We start from the raw sequence: 22,023 nt of genomic DNA, 5'->3' as shown, positions 1-22,023 counted from the left end.
ATAACATGTTTATAAAGCAATCGGTATTTGAAAAGCAAATAAAGAAATCATATAAGTATCACGCATTGAGAATATATAAAAGTATAGATGATGATTTGGTCATAGATACTCCCTCTTGGACACTTGCTATATATAAGGATTTTATAAGTAAAGAAGTCAAGGGGGCTCTAGTTAAATTGGTGGGTGATTTGCCGGAACGAACAGAATCAATTTTATATGGAGAAGGAGCAGGTCAACAATATGAGATGGATACCATGGTAGATATATCTATATTGAATAATGATTACACAGAAGATCGTGGATATAGTCAGTACTTTGTTTCTAGTTTAACTATAGAAAAGATATATAGAGTTATTCAATCAGAGGGAAACGATAACACAATAAGGCTGTATAATCAAGAATATTTAAATATGATAGCGAGAAACTTGGTAGATACAAAGGCGGGAGAAACAGGTGTTGAAGGTCCAATAAGCAATGATGAAGGATCAAGTCTCAGGTGGTATACAAATGCCGGTACTTTGGAAATAAAACGTGATATTTCCGAAAATTACACAAATGAGTTATTAGAATTGCTTAAGACAATAAAACTTGAAAGATATGAGGAATAGATATGGCAAAGCAAAAAGATGTAGCAATAAATCGCAGAGAGTATGAGAGGATAAAAAGATACGACCATACTCAAATGAATAATTATATCAGGAGCATATACAAGGATGGTTTCGATAGCGGTATTGAAGAAGCAAAGAACAGAAATGAGAAGAAAGACTTGAATATTGAACTGATAAAAGTTGAATTGGCAAATATAAAAGGTATAGGATCGACAAAGATGGCACAGGTAATAAAAGTTCTGGAAGAAAGAATTGGCTAAAAGTGAAGGAGGTGATGCTATATGAATTCTGCCAAGGCTGAGCTGCTTGAGGTACGAAAGCTTTGTTTAAAGATTTATCAGCTGTATAGGGAGAAAGAATCGTTGCTTGGTATTACAAGAAACATCCAGTCAGATGAAAGAGTTCAGAAATCTACAGGTAGCGGCGGACTTGAAGCGACAGTACTTGAGCGTGACAGGATACAGAAAGAAATTGATAAGGCAATGAGTTTGTATATATCAGAGAGGCAGCAGATAATTGATAGGATACATCAAACTGACAAGGAAGAGTATATCCAAGTACTGTATAAAAGATACATTGAAGGAAAGAGCTTTGAAGCAATAAAAAGAGAGATGCACTATGAAGTATCTTACTTGAGAAAGCTACATGTAAAAGCTCTCAATGCATATATTAAAACAATGTAAAATAAAATATAAAAACCTCTTGACAATACGCATAATAATGCGTATAATATAAAACATAAGGAGGTAAGCAAAACATGAAAAAAGGAGAACTGATAAAGATTTTAAAGAAAAGTGGTTGTTATTTAAAAAGGGAAGGAACAAGACATGAAATATGGATTAGCCCAATAACACAAAATATGTTTGAAGTTCCAAGGCATGCAAAAGAAATAACCGTAGGAACACTAAATAAAATCTTAAAGGATGCAGGGCTTAAATAAAGCCCTTGCATTTGAACATTTTTAGTTTTGCTTATCTCGTAAAATTAAGGAGGTATATTGATGGCGAAATATGTTTATCCGGCTATATTCACAAAAGAGGACAATGGAGGGTATAGTATAGCATTTCCGGACATACAAGGATGCCACACATGTTCGGAGAATTTACAAGAAGGCTTTGAAATGGCAGCAGATGCATTGACGTTGATGTTGTATGATTTAGAACAGGATAAAAAAGAAATACCAAAGCCAAGTGACATAAAAAGTGTTAATGTAGCAAATAATGAATTTGTATCTTATATTGCCGCCGATACGGCATTCTATGAAAGATATTACAGTAACAAGACTGTAAAGAAGAATTGCACAATACCGTATTGGTTGGAGAAGATGGCAAGTGATAATAATATAAATTTCTCTCAAGTGTTGCAAGATGGATTGAAGAATATTTTAAAAATAGAGTAGAGTTATTAAAGGCCGCATGCTTATGTGGTCTTTAACTTTATAAATCCAAGAAGTAGCAGATGATAAAGATGTCTCACTTTTGTCCAATTGTATATGATATACTTATACAGTGACAAGGAATAGATACTTCTTGTTTGCTATTTCATGTATACCCCTTTTAGGAAGCTCTCAGTGTATGAGAGCTTTTTTGTTGTAATATTGCACAAATAATATAATAAAATATCGTGAAATAAGGCGAAATATGTACAAAATGCACAAGGTACTCCCGGGGGTATATCCCCTATGCGGGGCAAAGAGGTGCGGCCGATTTGGCTTTAAAAAAAGTGAAAAAAATGGGATTTCCTTCCCTTGGAAAGGAGGGGGGATAGTGGCTGATGACAGTTAATCAAAAGGAGCTGGCGGAGTGTCTTGGAGTAGAGCCAAGGACTATAAGAGATTTGACTAAGAAATGTGGAATATTTGAAAGAAATGAGTCGGGAAAATACGAGTTAAGTACATGTATAAAAGAGTATATTGAATATAAACTGGACCTGGACTCAAGTAGGGCGAAAGGCTTGAATTTAGAGGCTTTAAAGGCCAGACATGAAGAGATAAAGATACAGATGAGTCTTGAAAAGTTAAGAGAATATAAGGCTGAAACTCACAGGTCTGAAGATGTGGAAGAGTTCCTGTCAAATATGCTGGTAAGTTTCAAAAATAAGCTGTCAACATTGCCCTCAAAGCTGGCTATGGAGATCATGGGAGAGACCGATACCAATGTGGCAATAAAGAAGGTGGAAGAGGAAATAGACATAGCTTTGAATGAACTTTCCGGATACGATCCGAATAAGATTAGCAGGAAGAGAAAAAATATTGATTTGAATGAGGATGATTTAGAAGAAGTAGAGGAAGAGGATGACATCAAGAGAGAAAACAAGAAGACTGTTTCAAAAAGTAATAAGCGAAACGCTAAAACCACAAAAACAGCTAAGCGTAAGCCAGTGGGCAGAAAGATACAGGGTACTTGATTCCAACTCCAACTTAGCCGGCAAGTGGTCTAATGATGTTACTCCATACCTTGTAGGGATAATGGATGCTTTTAATGATGTAAATATCAGAAAAATATTCTTTTGCAAAGCCAGTCAGATAGGTGGAACCAGCGCAATGGTAAATATGATTATGTATATCATTATGCAGACTCCGGCACCAACGATGATAGTCTATCCAAGTGACGATCTGGCCAAGAATATATCCAATGACAACTTAAAGCCTGCATTCAGACTTGTTCCGGAAATAAAGAAGATGTTCAAAGAGACAAAATCAAAGGAGCTGGAGCTTAGATTTACTCATATGCCTATATATCTTACCGGAGCAGGATCTCCAAGTAAGTTGGCTTCAAAGCCTATAAAGTATCTGTTTTTTGATGAGATAGATAAGATGGGTGGTGCCACGAAAAAAGAAGCAAGTCCTTATAATCTTGCGCTGGAAAGAACTAAGACATTCAGGCCTACTGAGAAGGTCTTTGCTGCAAGCACACCGACTATCAAGAGTAATTATATCTGGGAGCTACATGACGGAGCAGACGAGGTCAAACATTACTTTGTGCAGTGTCCGCACTGTGGAGAGTGGATAGAGTTTGTATTTGATCAGATAAAGTTCTGTAAGGATGATGAAAAGAAGATGAGCAACTACGAAAGGGCACAGACCGCAAAGTATGTATGCCAGGAGTGCGGCTGTTTTATTACAGATTCAGACAAGATGAAGATGCTTAGAAGCGGTGAATGGAGGGTGGTGAAGAAGAGAGGTAATGGAGTGGCTGCAAAGAGTGTAGGATTCTGGATAAGTTCTCTTTATTCAGTATTTCTTAAATGGTCCGATATAGTGGAAGAGTTCCTAGACAGTTATAAAGATCCGGAGAAGCTTCAGAACTTTACCAACTCATGGCTTGGTGAAGCATGGGAAGATACAAGGATTGCCACAAGTAATAAGCTTGTACTGCAAAGACAGACCGACTTGGAAGAGTTTGTGGTTCCGAAGTGGGCAAGAATGCTTGTAGGCGGTGTGGATGTGCAGCAGGATTCTTTGTATTTTACGATTAGAGCGTATGGAGCTTATACAACCAGTCAGAATATTACTCATGGGCAAGTACGAAGTTTTTCAGATATTGAAAGAGTTATGAATGACACATATAAGCGTGAAGACGGTGTGGACATGGTAGTCGCCCTATGTCTTATTGATAGCGGATATAGGCCTGATGATACATACGACTTTTGTATTGAAAATAGAGACTGGGCAATACCAGTAAAAGGTTCATCAAACCCTATGGACTCAAGATATAGATTTAATAGAGTGGATAAAAAGGGATATGGGCTGCAGTTGGTAGTATGTGACGGCGGTGCTTTTAAGGACTCTATAGCTGTCAGACTGCAGAAGGAAAACGGCCCGGGCTCTTTTATGGTATTTAAGGACTGTGATGAAAACTATGCGAATCAATTAAGCTCTGAGCAAAAGGTTATGGTGAAGACAACTGCAGGCAATGTGATGAGATGGGTTCCAAAGCGTTCTCATATAGATAACCACTATCTTGACTGTGAAGTATATGCCATGTGTGCGGCTGAGATATTGGGAGTGAGGAACTTAAGAGAAGAAGGTTGTGAAGAAACAAGTGAAGATAATACCAAGGCGGAGGATACTGAATCTGATTGGATTACAGGTGGAAATAAAGGAGGATGGTTATAATGGACAGACCAATGACAAATGAGGAGCAAATCATAGAAATTGATAAGGCAATATCATCAATTTTGAGAACAGGACAAAGTTATAAGATAGGTTCAAGAGCTCTGACAAGAGCGGATCTTGGAACGCTTAGAGCTATGAGGAAAGATTTATTGGCGGCTTCAGAGGATAACGGTACTGATTTATTCAGTAATACTTTTGTAGCTGTATTTGACAGGAGGTAGAAATGAATTGGCTCGATAATATAATTGGATTTTTTTCTCCGGCATGGGCATATAAAAGACAGGCCTTCCGTACAGGACTTGATGAAATAAGGTCAGGATATTATGACAGCGCAGATTCGTCAAGAATGAATAGAAACTGGACTGCGAATAATGCTCCGGCAGTAATGACGGACAGTTTCTCAAGGGATAACATAAGAGCCAGAGCGAGAGACCTTGAGAGAAATTCAGATATTATGAATGCAATACTTAGTGCATACAATAGAAATGTGGTAGGGGAAGGATTTACCTTACAGGCAAGGACGGATAATGAAGAACTTAATAACAAGATTGAAGAACTGTGGAGAGTATGGACTAAGAAAAAGAACTGTGATATTTCTAAGAATCAAAATCTGATTCAAATGCTTAGGATGATTGAGAGAAGAAAGAGAGTAGACGGTGGAGTTCTCATACAAAAATGTTATACAGATGATGGAGTATTGCCACTGAAGCTTTCCTGTCTTGAGGTGGATGAGATAGATAAAGATGTTATGAGTCCACACTATGAGGGAAATAAAGTGGTGGACGGTGTAGAAGTGAATGAGTATGGAGCAGCTGTAGGGTACCATATCAGAAGATACAGTAAGGATGGATACTTACTGGAAGAGCCACACTTTGTAAAAGCTGAAGATATGATATTTGTATTCTCAAAGACAAGGCCTTCTCAAGTAAGAGAGATGAGTGATCTAAATCCTACATTGCTTAGGGTAAGGGATATCACTGAATTTATGACTGCAGTATCAGTGAAGCAAAGGATTGAAGCTTGTATGTCTGTATTTATAAAAAAAGGTGCAGCGGATGAGCTTGGAAGAGGGATAGTAAAGTCAAATAATCAAGCCGGATATGACGGAAAGCTGTTATCTCCGGGTATGATCAAGGTATTAAATCCGGGAGAAAGTATAGATGTTGTTAATCCAAACGGCCAGGCGGCGGATGCAACATCTTATATAAAGCTTCAAAATCAGTTGCTTGGAGCAGGACAAGGGCTCAGTTATGAGGCTACCACAAGAGATATGAGTCAAACAAATTACTCAAGTGCAAGACAAGGATTGATAGAGGATAACCTCACATATGCAGAGGATAGGCAGTTATTAGGAGACTTGGTAGATGAAATATATGAGGCTTTTATTACTTGTGCAGTGTTGTCTAAAAAGCTTGATATAACTGATTTTTTAGAGAATAAAGAAAAGTATTTTAAACATGAGTGGATACAGGCAGGAAGAAGGTGGATAGATCCACTTAAAGAAGCAAGTGCTATGAGGCTTGGTATGGCAAGTGGACAAAAAACTTTTAAGCAAATTGCAGCAGAGAACGGAAAAGACTGGAGAGAGCAAATAGAGGATATGGCTGAAGTAATTGCATATGGCAATGATTTGGGTATAGACCTTGGACATATCCTATACGGAATAGATTCGAGGAGGGAAAATGGATAAGAATTTTGTAAGAGAAATAGCAATAAACGGTATCAGACAGGTAAAAAGTGAAGATGATACTAAGACTATAGAGCTTAGCTTTTCAAGTGAAGAGCCATATCAAAGATGGTATGATCATACAGAAGTACTGGATCATAAGGGAATACAGCTTGATAGGCTGAATGATATAGGTGTAGTGCTATATAATCATAACAGGGATAAAGTTATAGGCAAGGTGAAGAAAGCGTGGGTGGAAGATAACAGAGGCCTTGCTGTAATAGAACTTGATGATGATGATTTCAGTAATGAAATATACAAGAAAGTGGAAAGCGGTACACTTAAAGGTGTATCTGTAGGGTATTCTATAGATACATGGGAAGAAGTGAAGGCAGGAAAAGAGTCTATAGACGGGTTTGCCGGACCTTGTTACATTGCCAGGAAATGGACACCTTATGAGATATCTATAGTATCAATACCTGCAGACGGGACTGTAGGAGTTGGTAGATCTGAAGAGAATACAGACGGTAAGGATATGGCGGATTTAAGTATGTATGAGAATATAGTCAAAATGAATGAGAATAAGTTGAGATTGTAAGGATGTCTCACTTTTGTCCAATTTTTTATGCTATATTGGTAAAGTGCTAGATGGGCGTATAGCACATGATATTATTGATGTGATTGTTCCTTTCATGAAAGCTTGAGGCGTATGTCTCAGGCTTTTTTGTTGGAAAAAAATGAGAAAGGAGTCTTTTATGGGTGCAAAGGATGCATTGAGAAGACAACAGGAGCTTTTGGAAAAAGCTAAGGCAGAAGGTAGGAACTTGAACTCTGAGGAGCAAAGAGAGTTTGACAGTATGCAGACTGTTATTGATGCTGCTTCTACAGAGGGAGATGTAGATGGCTTAAAGATTGAAAGAGAAAGATGTAAGCAGATTGTAGAGCTGTGTAAGGACATGGAGCTTGATCCGACTGAATTTATCGCAAATGGAGCAAGCATAGAAGCTGTGAAGGATGCTGCTATACAAAAGTTTAAAAGTGAGAAAAGACCTGTAACGGCTCAGCCAAGCGGTGATGTTAATTTGAAGGTTAAGACTGATGAAAGAGATAAGTATACCAGAGCTGTAGCGGACGGTATGCTTCTAAAAAGCGGTCTATATGTTGATAAGCCTGCAGCAGGTGCAAATGATTTTAAGAGTATGTCTCTAAGAGACATGGCTATTCATGCTATGGCACAGGATGGTGAGAATTTAGATACTCTTATGAGAATGTCTCCAAGTGAGGTGTATGACAAGGTTACAAGAGCAGGATTTTACAATCCTACATCTGCATTCCCGGCTATCATGGATACAGCTATCAATAAAGCTTATAAGGATGAGTATACACTTGCTCCTACAACGTTTGAGAAGTTTGTAAAGATTGGTTCTTTATCGGATTTTAAGGCACATGACAACTACTGGGTAACAGGCCCGGCTGGCACGTTCAAGGAAGTATCGGAGAACGGAGAGATCGAGGCGGATGTACCTAAGGATATGGCCAAGCCTAAGCGCCAGCTTAAGACATTTGCAAGGCAGTTCTCTATGAGCAGACAGGCCTTTATCAATGATGATATAGGCTTCCTTACTACAGTGCCGGCACGATATGCAAGAAGTGCAAAGACTACAATCAATCAGATGGTATATAACGCACTATACAATGATGTGGTTATTTATGACGGATTACCGCTGTTTGATGCAAGTCATAAGAACTCTTTAGCTACCGGATCAGCTCCGAGTGCTGAAGTTATCAACAAGATGATATTGGCGTTGGCAACACAGAAGGATGAGTTTGGGCAAAGCATTGTAGTAAATCCTAGAACAATAGTAGCTCCTGTGGGATATGCTATGGATTTGTATAAGATTTTCAACTCTCCGAGTATCAATACAACGGATAATACACAGGCGGCAAACCCTTTATATCAGCTTAGAAACAATATCCAGATTGTAGAGGATGCAACTCTTAATGCACTGTCAGGAACAGGCGCTGCACCATGGTATCTGATGGCGGATGCGGCAGATATAAATGCTATTGAGGTGGATTTCCTTAACGGTCAGCAGGTTCCGACTATCAGAAGAATGGAAAATCCGGGAACACTGGGATTTGTATGGGACATCTATTTTGATGTAGGCGTTACTGTGATGAATCATAGAGGTATTGTAAGAAATAAGGGAGTAACTATAGCTGATCCGTTGGCTTAAAGAAAGGAGAGAGTATGGCAAATAAAGGTTCGTATGTAAATACCGGTTATACAATCAATTATATAAATGAGACGAATGCAAAAATTGAGGCAGGCTCAGTGGTAAAAATCGGAGATCTTGTAGGCATTGCAGCATGTGATATTGATGTGAAAGCACTTGGAGCTGTGAGTATCAGTGGCGTATATGATATTACTAAGAAATCCGGAGAAGCTATAGAGGCAGGCAAGCTTGTATATTATTCTGATGATGGTGTTACGGCCACTGCAGGCAGTAATCCGAGGGTAGGTTATACTGTAGCCAAGGCGCTTGCCGGAGATAGTATTGCAAGAGTAAGGCTGGGATAGTATGAAGTATAGAGCAAAGAGGTATATTCTGTACCTGGGGCATATGTATGCTCCGGGTGATTTTGTAATGACATCGGATGTTGAATATTTGGAAAAACTTGTTGCAAATGATTCTGCAGAATGTGTTGATGATGAAGGAAATGTAATCAGCCAAGCAGTAGTAAATACTGAGGAATTTTCAGAAGAAGGACAATCTGAAGAACTTCCATTTGGTGAGGAAGATTCATCGGATGAAGTAAAGGAAGATGTCAGCACCAAGCCTATTGGAAGAGGCAGCAGGGTAAAATAATGAATGAGTTTATGGAAGCTCTTAATGATGATATATCTAAGGTTTTCTTAAACCTTGATGAGTTTGCTTCTACTCACAATATTGACGGTAAGGAATACAACATTATCATTGATGAATATGAGTTGAACGAACGAAACAAGGGTAGAGAAAAGGAATTTATAGATGGAATCTATATAAGAGAGCTGCTTATATATGTGTCTAAGGATGAGTTTAAAAGGCTTCCAAGTATAGGTAGAATACTTTTTCTTGATAATGTGGAATATCTGGTCAAGGATGCACAAGAGGAAGAAAGAGTATTTGTCATTACACTTGAGAAGAATGTGCACTGATGGATATTGAAGTAAGAGTTGATGAAAATGACTGGAGGAGACTTGAGCATACTCTTAAGTATCTTGGGGAAGATGCCGATAAAGGCCTTGCTAAAGTTGTGAATAAGACAGCGAAGGAAGCAAAGAAACTGCTTGCAAAGCAGTCCAATTCCGAATACGCCACTACGGATTTGGGGCTTAGAGGATTTAATAATGCTATGAAGGTAAAAACAGCTACAGGAAAGAACCCTGTAGCTGAAATTATATCTAAGGATGGCAGCAGAGAGCTATATAAGTTTAAGGTATCACCAAAGACCGCTACAAGAAAGAACGGTAGAAGACCAAGGACTTTTAAAGCTAAAGTTTTGAAATCAAGCTCATTTAAAAAGATGCAGACTGCAGATATAAAAGCGTTTGTGACAACTTTCAAGAGCGGCCACACAACGCTGGTTGAGAGAACACCGGGCAAGAGGATGAGGAATAGAAGAGGCAAAGGTATAACAAAGCATAATATGGCACTTAAGGCCTTGTATGCTGTACCGGTTCCAAACATGCTTGCAGGTGAACACGGATATCTTAAGGCAAGTTCTATGATCGATGATGTACTGCAAAAGAATATTGATGTGGAAATAGAGAAACTTTTAGGAAGTGAAAGATGACAGTTTTTGATATTTATAAAGAACTTGAGGATTTTCTGCATCCTATATTGGATGAAATGTACTTTGAAAGTCCGGATGGAAAAAGGGTAAAGATAAATATATATAAGCAGAGCTTACCTCCAAAGCGTGATGATGAAGATATGAACCCGATTCCGTATCTAATTATAAAAGTACTTGGAGGTACATTTCCAAAGGACTATAGAAGTGATACGGCCAAGATTAGAGTAATACTTCTGATAGGAATAATGAATACGGAGGAAGGATATACTGCATCCATGGATGTGTTGGGTGTAATGGAAAGAATAAGACAGGAACTTTTAAAAGTTGGACATTTAAAGACTTTTTCTCTTTGTGCTGATATAGACTTTACGATGAATGAAGAGGATGAGTATCCGTATAGCTTTGGTGGTATGGATTTGAAATTTAGAAGTATAGATGTAGTGAGAGAGGATGAATACACATAATGGATGGGAAGAAGGAAGACATTGTAAAAGAAGAGCCAAAAGTGGACGCTGCAGAAGAACCAAAAGAGGTTATAGAAGATAATACAGAAAGTGATGCAGCCTTAATAAATACTAAGCGTGAGAGGCTCTCCAATGTGGTCTATGTAGGGCCGAAAGTAAGCGGTGTTATACAGCAATTTGATACATTCAGCGGAAATGTTCCTGAAAGTATTGAGGAGTTTTCAAATAAATATAATACGATAAGGGCACTTTTTATACCGATTAGCGATTTTGCAAAGGCTTTTAGAGAGGTAAAAGAAAAAGGAAGTGCTCTTTATAATCTCTATATGAGAGCAAAGGAGGAGATAAATGACAACTTATAATCATGGTATAAGGGTAAAAGAGGGTGCTACACCTGTAAGTAAGCCACTGCTTGGTACTGCAGGACTTCAGGTTGTAGTAGGATGTGCACCGGTAAACCTTACAAAGGATCCATATTCTAAGACAAACAAGGTTGTGCTTTGCAACAGCTTTGATGAGTGCGTACAAAAGCTTGGATACAGTGATGAGATGGATAAGTACACTCTATGTCAGTCTGCTTATGCTTCTTTCAAGCATTTTAAGATAAGCCCTGTAGTTTTTATCAATGTACTGGATCCAAAGAAGCATAAGCAGACGGTAGCGGAAAGCACTGTCAATGTTGTAAATAAGCAGGCTATACATCCTGATACAGGCCTTTTGCTTGATAAGTTGGTGGTAAAGAATGCTGCAGCTACATTGGTTGCCGATACCGACTATATATTAAGCTTCAATGATGAAGGAAAGGCTGTAATATCACTATTGTCTACAGGCAGTGCATATAATGCCACACAGCTTAAGGTAAGCGGCGAGAAAATAGATCCAAGTCTAGTTACAGTTAATGATATAGTTGGCGGTTACAGTGATTCTACAGGAGAGAGTACAGGTATTGAACTTATAAAGAGTGTATTCCCTAAGCTTGGAATTGTGCCGGGTACATTGCTTGCCCCGGGATATTCATATAATCCGCTTGTTGCAACGGCTCTTGTCGCAAAATGTGAGGAGTTGAACGGAAAATTCAGGGCTATGGCTCTGATAGATATATCTTCAAGTACGGTAAAGAAGTACACAGATGTTCCGAAGGCTAAGGCTGATCTTGGTATCAAGTCACCTTTTGCAATTGGACTATGGCCAAGCGTGAAGGTGGAAAAGAAAGTAATTTCCTACTCTGCGATGTTTGGGGCTTTGTGCGCTTATATTGATACTAAGAATGATAATATTCCTAGTAAGTATCCTTCAAATAAACCTTTGAATGTCGAGAGCGCTTGTCTTGCAGATGGCAGCGAGGTGCTTATTGATGAAGAGCAGGGTAATACTTTGAATGCAGTAGGTGTAGTAACGGTTATAAACCAAGTAGGATTACGTGCTTGGGGTAATAACACTATGGCCTATCCGGATGATACCGATCCTAAAAACAGATGGATTGCAATAAGGAGATCCTTTAACTGGTATGCAAACGGATTTATAACAAGATTTATTGATGCGGTTGATGATCCTACAAGCTATAAGATAATTGAAGCATTTCTGGATGCTGAGAATATGTTCGGTAACAGCATTGTAGCAAGGGGAGACTTTGCAGGAATAAAAATGGAATTCAGCATTGATGACAATCCGAGAGAATCTATACTTGCAGGAAGAATTAAGTTTAAGGAGAAGATAGCTCCATTTATTCCGACGGAGTATATAGAAAACGAGATTTCGTTTGATCCTAATATGATTGTGAATGCATTGGGAGGTAATAACTAATGAGTTTTCCAACAGTAATAAATAATTTTAACGTGTATGCAGGTTCAGATAGACTGATCGGCGTAACAGATGAAGTGAAACTGCCTGACATGAATGCGATAACTTCATCTGTAAGTGGTGCAGGTATAGCAGGAACTATTGATATTCCTGTTGTAGGTGCATATGAAAACATGGATATAGAGATACAATTTAGAGGTCTTACAGAAGATATTTTTAAGATTTTCAAGGCGGGAGAGACTGTAGATCTGACTTTAAGAGGAGCATATCAAACTCTTGAGAACGCCAGTGCTTCAATAGGCAAGAGTTATATGAGAGTAATGGTAATAGGTTTTGTAAAAAACTTCTCCCCTGGAAGTGTCAAGATAAATGATCAGATGACCGCTACAGTTACTATATCTATAGCATACTATCTGATTGATGTGGCAGGCAGCAATGTCATTGAGCTTGATAAGCTTAACTCTAAGTGCGTAATCAATGGAGTTGACGTACTTGAGGATATAAGAAGTTATATTTAATGTTTTGAGTCAGGTGTCTGTAGATGCCTGACTTTTTTGTATAAGCATAGTGGTGATATCACCGATATGGAATAAGACAGATGATAGGAGAAAAGATGAGTAAAGAATTAGAAAAAGATATTGAAGTCGTAGAAAAGAATGATACCGCAGTAATTGTATTTGATGAGCCATACAAATGGGAAGGCAAGGAATATACAAGTGTAGATATCTCTAATATGAAAAATCTAAAGGGCATTGATCTTATAGAATCATTAGATAATGGTAACGGCCTATCTACAAGTGTAAATGGTGAATATAATATAAAAACTATTATGTCTTTAGTAAGCAGAGCTACAGGGATTCCGGTTGAGTTCTTTGAATATTTGCCTATAAAAGAAGTCATAAAGATTAAGTATAAGGCTATACGTTTTTTATAAAAGTGGGCATCAGCCCTAATGACGGTAGGGTAGTAAGAAAGATAGCTATAAGATTGTCAATAAGACTTAATACAAGTATGGAATATTTTATGAATATGCCTGTGAGGGAGCTTATAGAAATAGTTGAGGAGGTGAGTGAAATTGGCCAGTAAAAAAGAATATGAGATGAGGATAAAGATTGGCGGTAGAGTAGATGCCTCCTTGGGTAATGCTACCAAGCAGGCTATAAGTAATATTGAGGGTGGTCTGTCAAAGTTTGAAAGCCGTATGAAGACTATAGGCAAGGTGGTAGCGGGTGTGACTGCCGGACTTGCCGGTGCTGCTACTGTAATGGGATCTAATTTTGAAGCACAGATGAAGACTGTACAGGCTATAAGCGGATCAAGTGAAGCACAGCTTGATATTCTTAGTGAAAAAGCTAAAGAGATGGGTATTAAGACGGTGTTCAGTGCTACAGAAGCAGGTAAGGCACTTGAATATATGGCTATGGCAGGATGGAAGACTGCAGATATGACACAGGGTATATCAGGTATCATGAATCTGGCTGCAGCATCAGGTGAGGACCTTGCAATGGTTTCAGATATAGTTACTGATGCACTTACAGCTTTTGGACTTAAGGCAAGCGATTCGGCACACTTTTCTGATGTACTTGCTGCAGCATCTTCCAACTCAAATACCAACGTGGCTATGCTTGGCGAGTCTTTCAAATATGTTGCTCCTGTGGCAGGTGCTCTTGGATATAAGGTTGAAGATGTAGCTGTGGGATTAGGTCTCATGGCAAATCAGGGAATTAAAGCCGGTATGTCGGGTAGAGCCATGAAAAATATATTGTCAAATATGACTAAGCCTACAAAAGAAATGGCTGCGGCAATGCAGACACTTGGAGTCAGATTGACTGATGACAGCGGAAATATGCTTTCGTTCATGGACATAATGAAAAACTTAAGAAAAGGATTTGCCGGTGGAAACTTAAGTGCAAAAGAATTTGGAGAAAACCTACAGACAATCAGTGACGGACTTGAAAACGGAGAGATTTCAGAAGGAGAGTACATTGAAAAAATGGAAACTCTTATGACAAGCATGTATGGAACAGGTGCGGCGGAAAAGGCCAGACTTGCTAATATGCTTGCAGGTAAACAGGGTATGACAGGTCTTCTTGCGATAGTGAACTCTTCAGAGGAAGATTTTAATAAGCTTACATCAGCCATACAGAATGCTGACGGTGCGGCGGAGGATATGGCCAATACAAGACTTGACAATTTGCAGGGTGATGTAAAACTTGCTCAAAGTGCATTGGAAGGATTGGCCATACAAGTGTATGAAGATTCTAAAGGCCCTATGCGAGAGGGCGTGCAGATATTTACCAAATCCATTCAAGATTTGAATGCATATATCATAAAGAGCGGATTGGCTAAGAACATAGGAAGAGCATTGTCTAAAGGCCTTAAGCAGATGGAAGGTGCAGGAAAAGGCATTATTGAGTTCGGCAAGTTCGCAATGAAACACTCAAGTGTAATCCTTGGACTTCTATCAGGTATGGCAGCAGGCTATGCTACATTAAAAGCCGTTGTAATCGGGAATAAGATAGCAAGTGGAATTTCATCTATAACAATGGCACTTTCAAATCCTGTCACAGGAGCTATTGTGGTGGGAGCATTGGCTGTATCTGCAATAGTAGGAGTAACTACAGCTCTTAAAGCTATGAGAGTAGAAGCAGGCAACAGAAGCCTTAGTAAACATTTTGGTGACTTATCTTTATCAATGAAAGAAGTTGACATTGTTGCAGACAGGCTTGTAAGCAGTAAGTCACTTGAGGGTGTAAGAACTGCTATGAAATCATTTGATGAAGCAACTAAATCTATGGATAGCTTCACAAATAGTCTAAGTGCGGTCAGAAAACTCAACTGGCAAGTAGGCATGGGCATTAAGCTTAGTGATGAAGACAATGCTGCATATAAAGATGGCGTTGAGAATATGATCTCTTCTCTGAAACAATCTGTAACAAGCGAACAGTACGGGATGGATATGAATCTTGCTTCTATACTTGGAGATAATCCGAACATGGAAGGTATAAGAGCTTCTTTTAATAATTACTATACTTCAGTGTACTCTGAACTTGACAAACTGGGTGAGGAGATGAAAACTGCAGTCAATGATGCATTCAATGACGGAATACTTGATATAGATGAGGCTAAACATCTTGAGGAACTTGAAAAGCAGATGGCGGATATGAAGGCCAAGTTGGCAAATGACAATCTGCAGTCTTCTTTTGATGTTATCAATGCTTCAGGTCTTGGTAATCTTACGCCTGAAAGCTTTAAGGATATCATATCTAAAACAACTGAGAAAGCGAATGAAGCAATGGCCACTTTCTCGGAGAGTCAGGAAAAAGCACTTGCAAGTTTACACGCACAGTACAAGGACGGATTTTTATCAGAGGGTGAGTTTAACAGACAGTATGACATTATTATCAACAGCATACTTGATAATCAAGGTAAGACTATAGGAATGGCTGTAAGCTCACTTACTAAGAATATTAAGGATTCATATTCTACAGAAATGCAGGATTTGATGCCGGAGCTGAATGATGTAGTAAACAATGCAATAAACAACGAAGGAAACCTTTATGCACTTAAAGAGCAAGGTGCGATAGCATTCACAGGCATTAAAGATAGTTTGCTGGACGGAATGAAAGTTGATTCGGCTACTAAAGAAGCCATGTCACAGCTGTATAAAGAGTTACAGCCTGACATGGAAAAGATGAACGCGATTGCAGAGAGCTACAAGAAGGCGGGATTACAAATACCTGATGAACTTGCAAATGCACTACACGAAGCGGCTACAGTAGGAGCTCTTGCAGGAGACGAATCAAGTCTTTGGTATTTGTACGGTGAAAAGATAGCGAATGATCCGAACTATGCAGAGATACTTAGCACAATGCAAAAGCAGGGAGTAGAGATACCACAGGCCCTTTTGAATGGATTGCAGGCAAGTGGAGTACTGGATCAAGCAGGTAATATAGTGTATGGAAAGATAAATAATTCTGTACAGTCAGCGATGGCATCTCCAATCAAAGCTGTAGCAAAGTTTAATCTTGAAGCCACATATAATGTAAGTCCAAATGTACTTAGTAATGGGGCTAGGAATGAGGCTATACGTTCGATAAGCAATAGAACATTAAGTCAGAAGGCAAAAGGAATTTATGACTTACCGGCATATGCAAGACTACCAGCATATGCAAGCGGTGGGATTATTGAAAAGCCTACCTTGGCCACTTTCGCAGAGGACGGACCTGAGGCTGCAATTCCACTTGATGGATCACCTAGAGCAATATCTTTATGGCAAAGAGCCGGAGAGATACTTGGTACCCTTGATGGCAAGTCAAAGGCAAGTGGAAGCTTGGAGAAACTTGAGGGTACAGATACATCCGGGAGTAACGTTGTAGTGAACTTCTCTCCTGTACAAAACTTTTCTGCCGGTACTACGGCTGAAGAAGTTCAAAGAGTTAATGAACTCAGCTTTGAAGAGTTTAAAAAGATGTTCGACAGATATGTAAAAGATAATAGGAGATTGGGCTTTACATAAATGAGAGATAGAATATATATAGCAGAGTTGGGAGATACTTGGGATAGTATCTCCTTTAAAATTTATGAGGATGAGTTTAGAATTGAGCTTTTAATGAATGCGAATAAGGACTTGATGCATATCTTTGTTTTCGGCGGTGGCGAAAGAGTAAAGATACCTGAGCTGCATGAAGATGTGAGTAGCTCTTTACCTGATTGGAGAAAGTAATGGCAAGATATACAGATTTAAGCCTGGTATATGAGGGCAGAGAAGCAAGCAATATAGGTACTGTAGAGAGCTTTACCTATGTTGATGAAGCTGAAAATAATGCAGACAATATCAGTATTACTATTGACAATGTGGATAAAAGATGGGCGAACGGCTGGACTCCTAAGCTGAATGATAAGATAGCAGCTAAAATAGCCTGGACTGATGAGAATAATAAAAAGAATAAGATTGACTGTGGATCATTTGCAGTGGATGACTTTTCAATATCATCAAGTCCGCTAATATGTCAGATCAATGCTACTATAAAACCTATTAAAAATGAATTTAGCATTACGCCTAAATCAAAGATATGGAAGGATGTATCGGTGAAGCAGATAGCAACAGAGATTACAAATGCATCAAACCTTAACTTAGTTTATGATAGTGAAGTAGAAGATAAGATAAAAGAGCTGGAGCAGTCAAATCAGACTGATTCAGCTTTTTTGAAATCACTTTGCGAAAAATACGGACTAAGCTTAAAAGTATATGATACAAAGGCTGTAATATATGATGTTGCAAAATATGAGGACAAGAATACTATAGCTAAAATAAGTCCTATACAATGTACTCAATGGAGTTATAACAACAGCATTTTAGGAACTTATACCGGTGCTGTTTTTTCATATACAAACTCTAAAGATAATAAAACAATTTCTGTTACAGTCGGTAAGAGTGACAGACTTTTATATATAAATGAATCTGCAGATGATGAGGCAGATGCAATGAAAAAGGCAATAGCTAAAGTAAATGCCTCAAATAGAGATTTAATAACGATTAGCCTGGAACTTGTGGAGCCTATGGTAGTAGTGGCTACAAATTGCGTGGATCTGTTTGGATTCGGTGGTGAGATAGATGGTAAATATTTTATAACAAGAGTTACTCATACAATATCCGGGAATGGGTATGGACAAAGTTTAAGTCTTAGAAAAGTTGTATCCAGGATAGGAGTGGGAGGAGAAGAAGATGGTCAAAAAGAAAATACTTCTACAGAAAATAACAGTGCAGCAGATGGAATGGAATATACAGTGAAAAAGGGTGACAATCTTTGGAACCTGGCAAAGAAGTATTTGGGTAAGGGTGTGAAGATGAGAGAAATATATGAAGCCAACAAGGATGTGATCGAGAAGGAAGCAAAGAGACATGGAAAGAAAGATTCAGATAGCGGTCACTGGATTTTGGAAGGAACGAAGCTGAATATACCGGGTGGAAAGAAGGATTCATGAATGATGTAATCAGAATAGGAAAAGTATCAAGTATTGATTATGAAAAAGGAATGATATCTGTCTACTATGAGGATAGAACCGCCATGGTAACAAGTATTATGCCGGTACTTAGTAATAGCCGATATAAGATGCCTAAGGTAGGTGAGTCAATACTTGTAGCACATCTTAGTAACGGTACTAATGCAGCAGTGGTGCTTGGTACAGTTTTTAATGATGCAAATGTTCCTAAGATGTCAGGTCAGAATGTGTATTATGAAGAACTGTCTGACAATACAATGATAAGCTCAGATGGTACGGATATAACATTGAAAGCAGCTGCAGGAAGTATAAATGTATCAATGCTTTTAAATCTTATAAAGCGTGTAGAAGCTTTAGAAAGAAGGTGATCATGAGAAAACTTGGAAGCTGGGGAAAAGATCTTGTGTTTTCGGTGTCAAGTGACAAAGTGCTTACTTTTAAAAAGCTTAATAGAGAAGTCTCATCAAGGTGGGCAAGTCATACTCCGACATTTGGAAAGCCAAAAAGAGAATTTCTTGGAGCAGACCTTGAAACGATTACGCTTGATATCACTTTAAATGCATTTTTGGGAGTTAATATCACTAAGACTATTAAGAAACTTGAAAGTGCATTAAAGATTGGCAGAGCAAATTATATAGTGATTGGTGGTAAAAGGATTGCAAATTATAAATTCAATCTGACAAAGATAAGTGAAGCCTACAATGTAGTATATAGAGATGGGTTTATATCGGAAGCTGATATCACATTAACATTTACGGAGTATCATTAATGAATATTAAAGTGGATTTTACGACAGATAGCAGTATCGATACCGAGCTTTTAACATCGATACGGACCTTGTGTAGTACTTATGAAGGCACAATTCCTTTGGATAGGCGGGTTGGGCTTGATTCAAGTGTGATATCTGAAAGTATTGATATTTCAAAAGAGATAATTACTGCAGATATTTTTGATAAAGTTGAAAAGTACATACCGGAAGTAGAAGTGATAGAAGTTTCTTTTAAAGAAGGTGAAGACATATCAATGCTTGATGTATTGATAAAACTTGGAAGGAGGGAAGATGTTTGAGAGAGTACCGGATGTAAGTTTTATTGATGATCTGAGACTTGAAAGCTTGATGGAAGAACTTATAAAAGAATATGAAAATGAATACAAGCGGATAACCGGCAATAATGAATACACATTACCTAAAGTATCACCATATAGATTTATATTAAATGCTATATGCTTGCAATTATTCCAGGGATTTATGTGGCTTGACAATATGGGTAAAATGAATCTTCTAAAATACTCAAATGGACCGTACCTAGACAATATGGCTGTTGCATTTGGTATTGAAAGGAAAAAGGGAGAGCCTAGCAAGTGTAAGATTAGATTTAAATTATCAAGTATACAAACATCAAATATTCCAATTCCTAAAAATACCAGGATAACAGATGGAAATATATATTTTAGAACAACTAAATTTACTGAGATTGTAGCAGGAAAAGATCATATAGATATTGACTGTGAATGTGTAGAGGTTGGCAGTAAATATAATGATATTGGAGTAGGTAAGATTAAAATACTAGTTGATAGTATTCCTTATATTGAGAGCATATCAAATATAAATGCTACAGAGTATGGAGCGGATATAGAAAATGATGAAACTCTGAGAGAAAGAATATTCTTAGCAAGCTCTACATATTCAGTAGCAGGTCCGATTGGTGCATATGAGTATCATACAAAAGCTTATTCAAGCCTCATATCTGATGTAAGGGTAACGAATCCGTCACCTAGGGTTGTAGATATAAGAGTTGTTCTAAAGGGTGGAGAAAAGCCAGATACTGAATTTTGTAGAGGACTTAAAGAGTATCTGTCAAGCGATGATAGAAAGCCTTTGACAGATGTTGTAGAAGTAAATGCACCACTTGATACCAACTATAATGTAAATCTAAAGTACTTTATAAATGACAGTGACAAAGCCAATGTTATAAACATTCAAGCAGCAGTTACTAAAGCTATAGAAGATTTTAAGAGATATCAAAGTGAAAGAATAGGTAGGGATGTAAATCCTTCCATGCTTGTAAGTATGATAGTAAATGCAGGAGCAAAGAGAGTAGAAATAGTTGAACCAGCATTTATAAGTGTAGATGATGCACATATAGCAATATTGAAGTCATCAAATATCACATATGGAGGCCTTGAAAGTGATTGATATTTTTAACTCTCATATCGTGGATGTTTTGCCACATAAATTCAAGTCGGATCCTGAAGTACTTGCTCTCAGTTATGCAGTAAGTACTATACTTAATAAATATTTTCACTCATTAAGTAAAAGTATGGTTATATCTGGCATTGATAATTTGAGTGAAGAGGTGCTTGATTTGAGAGCAATTGAGCTTGATATTCCTTACTATACTTCAGATATGGATATTGAGACAAAAAGAAAGCTTGTAAAGTCTGCAATAGCTTTATATAAAAAAGCCGGCACTAAGGCAAGCATAAGAGCTGTAGTGCAGACTGTACTTGGAAATGGTGAAGTGATTGAATGGGATAAGTTTAATGGAGTACCGGGCAGCTTTAAAATAGTTACAAGCGGATCGAGTGATACGGAAGCACTGCAGGAGCTTACTAAGATTATAAAAAAGATTAAAAATGCCAGTGCGACATTGATAGCAGTAGAGAGAATAATAGATATAAAAGCTGCAGTTTATATCGGAGGCCTTGTGCAAAGTGTAACTATACAGTCAGTGAGGTAAAAGATGGCGGGATTTAATACGCCTGTAATTACAAATGCAGGTATCAATATTATAAATAGAGCTATAAATGGTGAAAACTTAGAATTTTCAAGCATAAAGATAGGAGATGGTACATATACAGGCAGTGAGGACTTGAGAACACTTACAGAGCTTGTGGGATATAAAAATACTTTTAATATATCTGCAGCATCAGTAGATGGCAATGTCTTAAAGATAAATGCCACAGTAAGTAATGAAAATGTAAATGTGGGATATCAAATAAAGGAAGTCGGGATATATGGCAAGGTGGGCAATCAAGAAACGCTAATCGCAATTGCTACTGCTATAAATCCTGACTTTTTGGCGGATAGGACAAGTGCTCCTGTAACTATCATAATAGAATTTTATCTTACTATTGATAGAGCAAGTGAGATAAATTTTACATATAGCATACCAAGTGGAGTATATGTAGATGTCATAACATTTGATACAGGCTTAAAGAATATAGAGAACAAGATAAATCAAAAGCTTAAAAAGGTGACGGTTGTAGAAGTTCCGGTAGGCGGCTGGGAAGGTACTACGATATTTAAACAGCGAATAAATATTGCCGGCATTAAAGCAAATGATATCCCTATTGTCAGTCATAAGCTTGAAGATGGAATATCAGATGCGATAATTATAAAAGGGCTATGGAAAGCATATAGCTGCCTTGATAAGGCAGTAGTCTATGACGGATACATAGAGTTGATTTGCTTTAGGAAAAAGCCGCAAAGAAGCTTTTATCTTGCCGTGAAGGAGGTGTAAT

The 22,023-nt window shown here is 38.0% G+C and carries 29 protein-coding genes; all 29 read left to right on the top strand.

Going from position 1 to position 22,023, the window contains the following annotated elements; translation table 11 throughout:
* The first annotated feature begins 5 nt into the window (after window positions 1-5).
* The 29 genes from D4A81_RS09935 to D4A81_RS09795 all read left to right on the top strand — a co-directional run bounded on the left by D4A81_RS09935 (window position 6) and on the right by D4A81_RS09795 (window position 22,022).
* Window positions 6-608: a hypothetical protein gene (locus tag D4A81_RS09935; protein ID WP_111524782.1), complete on the top strand. Its 603-nt coding sequence runs from the start codon at window positions 6-8 to the stop codon at window positions 606-608.
* Between the two features lie 2 nt (window positions 609-610).
* Window positions 611-868: a hypothetical protein gene (locus D4A81_RS09930; protein ID WP_111524783.1), complete on the top strand. Its 258-nt coding sequence runs from the start codon at window positions 611-613 to the stop codon at window positions 866-868.
* A 21-nt stretch (window positions 869-889) separates the two neighbouring features.
* Window positions 890-1,291 (top strand): hypothetical protein, encoded by a 402-nt coding sequence (locus D4A81_RS09925; protein WP_111524784.1) that lies wholly within the window; start codon window positions 890-892, stop codon window positions 1,289-1,291.
* A 74-nt stretch (window positions 1,292-1,365) separates the two neighbouring features.
* On the top strand, window positions 1,366-1,548 hold the full coding sequence (locus D4A81_RS09920; RefSeq protein WP_111524785.1) for a type II toxin-antitoxin system HicA family toxin: 183 nt from the start codon (window positions 1,366-1,368) through the stop codon (window positions 1,546-1,548).
* Between the two features lie 60 nt (window positions 1,549-1,608).
* Window positions 1,609-2,007, top strand: a complete 399-nt coding sequence (locus D4A81_RS09915) for a type II toxin-antitoxin system HicB family antitoxin (RefSeq protein WP_111524786.1) — start codon at window positions 1,609-1,611, stop codon at window positions 2,005-2,007.
* A 374-nt stretch (window positions 2,008-2,381) separates the two neighbouring features.
* Complete coding sequence (locus D4A81_RS09910; RefSeq protein ID WP_111524787.1) at window positions 2,382-3,014, top strand: DNA-packaging protein; 633 nt, start codon at window positions 2,382-2,384, stop codon at window positions 3,012-3,014.
* A complete protein-coding gene (locus D4A81_RS09905; protein WP_111524788.1) occupies window positions 2,902-4,725 on the top strand; it encodes a terminase gpA endonuclease subunit in 1,824 nt (607 codons plus the stop codon). Before D4A81_RS09910 ends, D4A81_RS09905 begins: the two co-directional genes overlap by 113 nt.
* Complete coding sequence (locus D4A81_RS09900; protein WP_242977644.1) at window positions 4,725-4,946, top strand: peptidylprolyl isomerase; 222 nt, start codon at window positions 4,725-4,727, stop codon at window positions 4,944-4,946. The genes D4A81_RS09905 and D4A81_RS09900 overlap by 1 nt, the downstream gene beginning before the upstream one ends.
* 2 nt (window positions 4,947-4,948) lie before the next feature.
* A complete protein-coding gene (locus tag D4A81_RS09895; RefSeq protein WP_111524790.1) occupies window positions 4,949-6,415 on the top strand; it encodes a phage portal protein in 1,467 nt (488 codons plus the stop codon).
* The gene (locus D4A81_RS09890) at window positions 6,408-6,989 is read left to right on the top strand and encodes an HK97 family phage prohead protease (RefSeq protein ID WP_111524791.1); all 582 of its coding nucleotides are present in this window, start codon (window positions 6,408-6,410) and stop codon (window positions 6,987-6,989) included. Before D4A81_RS09895 ends, D4A81_RS09890 begins: the two co-directional genes overlap by 8 nt.
* Window positions 6,990-7,146: 157 nt before the next feature.
* Complete coding sequence (locus D4A81_RS09885) at window positions 7,147-8,628, top strand: phage major capsid protein (protein WP_111524792.1); 1,482 nt, start codon at window positions 7,147-7,149, stop codon at window positions 8,626-8,628.
* 14 nt (window positions 8,629-8,642) lie between these two features.
* Window positions 8,643-8,972 (top strand): DUF2190 family protein, encoded by a 330-nt coding sequence (locus D4A81_RS09880; RefSeq protein WP_111524793.1) that lies wholly within the window; start codon window positions 8,643-8,645, stop codon window positions 8,970-8,972.
* A 1-nt stretch (window position 8,973) separates the two neighbouring features.
* Window positions 8,974-9,261: a hypothetical protein gene (locus tag D4A81_RS09875; protein WP_111524794.1), complete on the top strand. Its 288-nt coding sequence runs from the start codon at window positions 8,974-8,976 to the stop codon at window positions 9,259-9,261.
* Window positions 9,261-9,590 (top strand): hypothetical protein, encoded by a 330-nt coding sequence (locus D4A81_RS09870; RefSeq protein WP_111524795.1) that lies wholly within the window; start codon window positions 9,261-9,263, stop codon window positions 9,588-9,590. Before D4A81_RS09875 ends, D4A81_RS09870 begins: the two co-directional genes overlap by 1 nt.
* A complete protein-coding gene (locus tag D4A81_RS09865) occupies window positions 9,590-10,228 on the top strand; it encodes a phage tail protein (RefSeq protein WP_111524796.1) in 639 nt (212 codons plus the stop codon). Before D4A81_RS09870 ends, D4A81_RS09865 begins: the two co-directional genes overlap by 1 nt.
* Entirely contained in the window at window positions 10,225-10,692 is a 468-nt protein-coding gene (locus D4A81_RS09860; protein ID WP_111524797.1) for a hypothetical protein, read from the top strand. The genes D4A81_RS09865 and D4A81_RS09860 overlap by 4 nt, the downstream gene beginning before the upstream one ends.
* On the top strand, window positions 10,692-11,054 hold the full coding sequence (locus D4A81_RS09855; protein WP_111524798.1) for a hypothetical protein: 363 nt from the start codon (window positions 10,692-10,694) through the stop codon (window positions 11,052-11,054). The genes D4A81_RS09860 and D4A81_RS09855 overlap by 1 nt, the downstream gene beginning before the upstream one ends.
* The gene (locus D4A81_RS09850) at window positions 11,041-12,495 is read left to right on the top strand and encodes a phage tail sheath family protein (protein ID WP_111524799.1); all 1,455 of its coding nucleotides are present in this window, start codon (window positions 11,041-11,043) and stop codon (window positions 12,493-12,495) included. Before D4A81_RS09855 ends, D4A81_RS09850 begins: the two co-directional genes overlap by 14 nt.
* Window positions 12,495-13,010, top strand: a complete 516-nt coding sequence (locus D4A81_RS09845; protein WP_111524800.1) for a phage major tail tube protein — start codon at window positions 12,495-12,497, stop codon at window positions 13,008-13,010. The genes D4A81_RS09850 and D4A81_RS09845 overlap by 1 nt, the downstream gene beginning before the upstream one ends.
* 95 nt (window positions 13,011-13,105) lie before the next feature.
* On the top strand, window positions 13,106-13,426 hold the full coding sequence (locus D4A81_RS09840) for a phage tail assembly protein (RefSeq protein ID WP_162902580.1): 321 nt from the start codon (window positions 13,106-13,108) through the stop codon (window positions 13,424-13,426).
* Between the two features lie 135 nt (window positions 13,427-13,561).
* On the top strand, window positions 13,562-17,011 hold the full coding sequence (locus D4A81_RS13305) for a phage tail tape measure protein (RefSeq protein WP_242977646.1): 3,450 nt from the start codon (window positions 13,562-13,564) through the stop codon (window positions 17,009-17,011).
* Window positions 17,012-17,218, top strand: coding sequence for a tail protein X (locus tag D4A81_RS09830; RefSeq protein WP_111524802.1), 207 nt, complete (start codon window positions 17,012-17,014; stop codon window positions 17,216-17,218).
* Window positions 17,218-18,480, top strand: coding sequence for a LysM peptidoglycan-binding domain-containing protein (locus D4A81_RS09825; RefSeq protein WP_111524803.1), 1,263 nt, complete (start codon window positions 17,218-17,220; stop codon window positions 18,478-18,480). Before D4A81_RS09830 ends, D4A81_RS09825 begins: the two co-directional genes overlap by 1 nt.
* Window positions 18,477-18,866 carry a hypothetical protein gene (locus D4A81_RS09820; protein WP_111524804.1) on the top strand — a complete coding sequence of 130 codons (390 nt, stop codon included), beginning with the start codon at window positions 18,477-18,479 and terminating at the stop codon, window positions 18,864-18,866. Before D4A81_RS09825 ends, D4A81_RS09820 begins: the two co-directional genes overlap by 4 nt.
* 2 nt (window positions 18,867-18,868) lie before the next feature.
* On the top strand, window positions 18,869-19,267 hold the full coding sequence (locus tag D4A81_RS09815) for a phage tail protein (protein WP_111524805.1): 399 nt from the start codon (window positions 18,869-18,871) through the stop codon (window positions 19,265-19,267).
* On the top strand, window positions 19,267-19,566 hold the full coding sequence (locus tag D4A81_RS09810) for a hypothetical protein (protein WP_111524806.1): 300 nt from the start codon (window positions 19,267-19,269) through the stop codon (window positions 19,564-19,566). The genes D4A81_RS09815 and D4A81_RS09810 overlap by 1 nt, the downstream gene beginning before the upstream one ends.
* Window positions 19,559-20,695 carry a baseplate assembly protein gene (locus D4A81_RS09805; RefSeq protein WP_111524807.1) on the top strand — a complete coding sequence of 379 codons (1,137 nt, stop codon included), beginning with the start codon at window positions 19,559-19,561 and terminating at the stop codon, window positions 20,693-20,695. Before D4A81_RS09810 ends, D4A81_RS09805 begins: the two co-directional genes overlap by 8 nt.
* On the top strand, window positions 20,688-21,239 hold the full coding sequence (locus D4A81_RS09800) for a phage tail protein I (protein ID WP_162902579.1): 552 nt from the start codon (window positions 20,688-20,690) through the stop codon (window positions 21,237-21,239). Before D4A81_RS09805 ends, D4A81_RS09800 begins: the two co-directional genes overlap by 8 nt.
* A 3-nt stretch (window positions 21,240-21,242) precedes the next feature.
* The gene (locus D4A81_RS09795; RefSeq protein WP_111524809.1) at window positions 21,243-22,022 is read left to right on the top strand and encodes a phage tail-collar fiber domain-containing protein; all 780 of its coding nucleotides are present in this window, start codon (window positions 21,243-21,245) and stop codon (window positions 22,020-22,022) included.
* Window position 22,023: the final 1 nt, after the last annotated feature.

The organism is Lachnoanaerobaculum umeaense, from assembly GCF_003589745.1.
In the GTDB taxonomy this organism is placed as follows: Bacteria; Bacillota; Clostridia; order Lachnospirales; family Lachnospiraceae; genus Lachnoanaerobaculum; species Lachnoanaerobaculum umeaense.
Note: the sequence above shows the minus strand (reverse complement) of the source record. Positions and strands in the feature narration are given on the sequence as shown.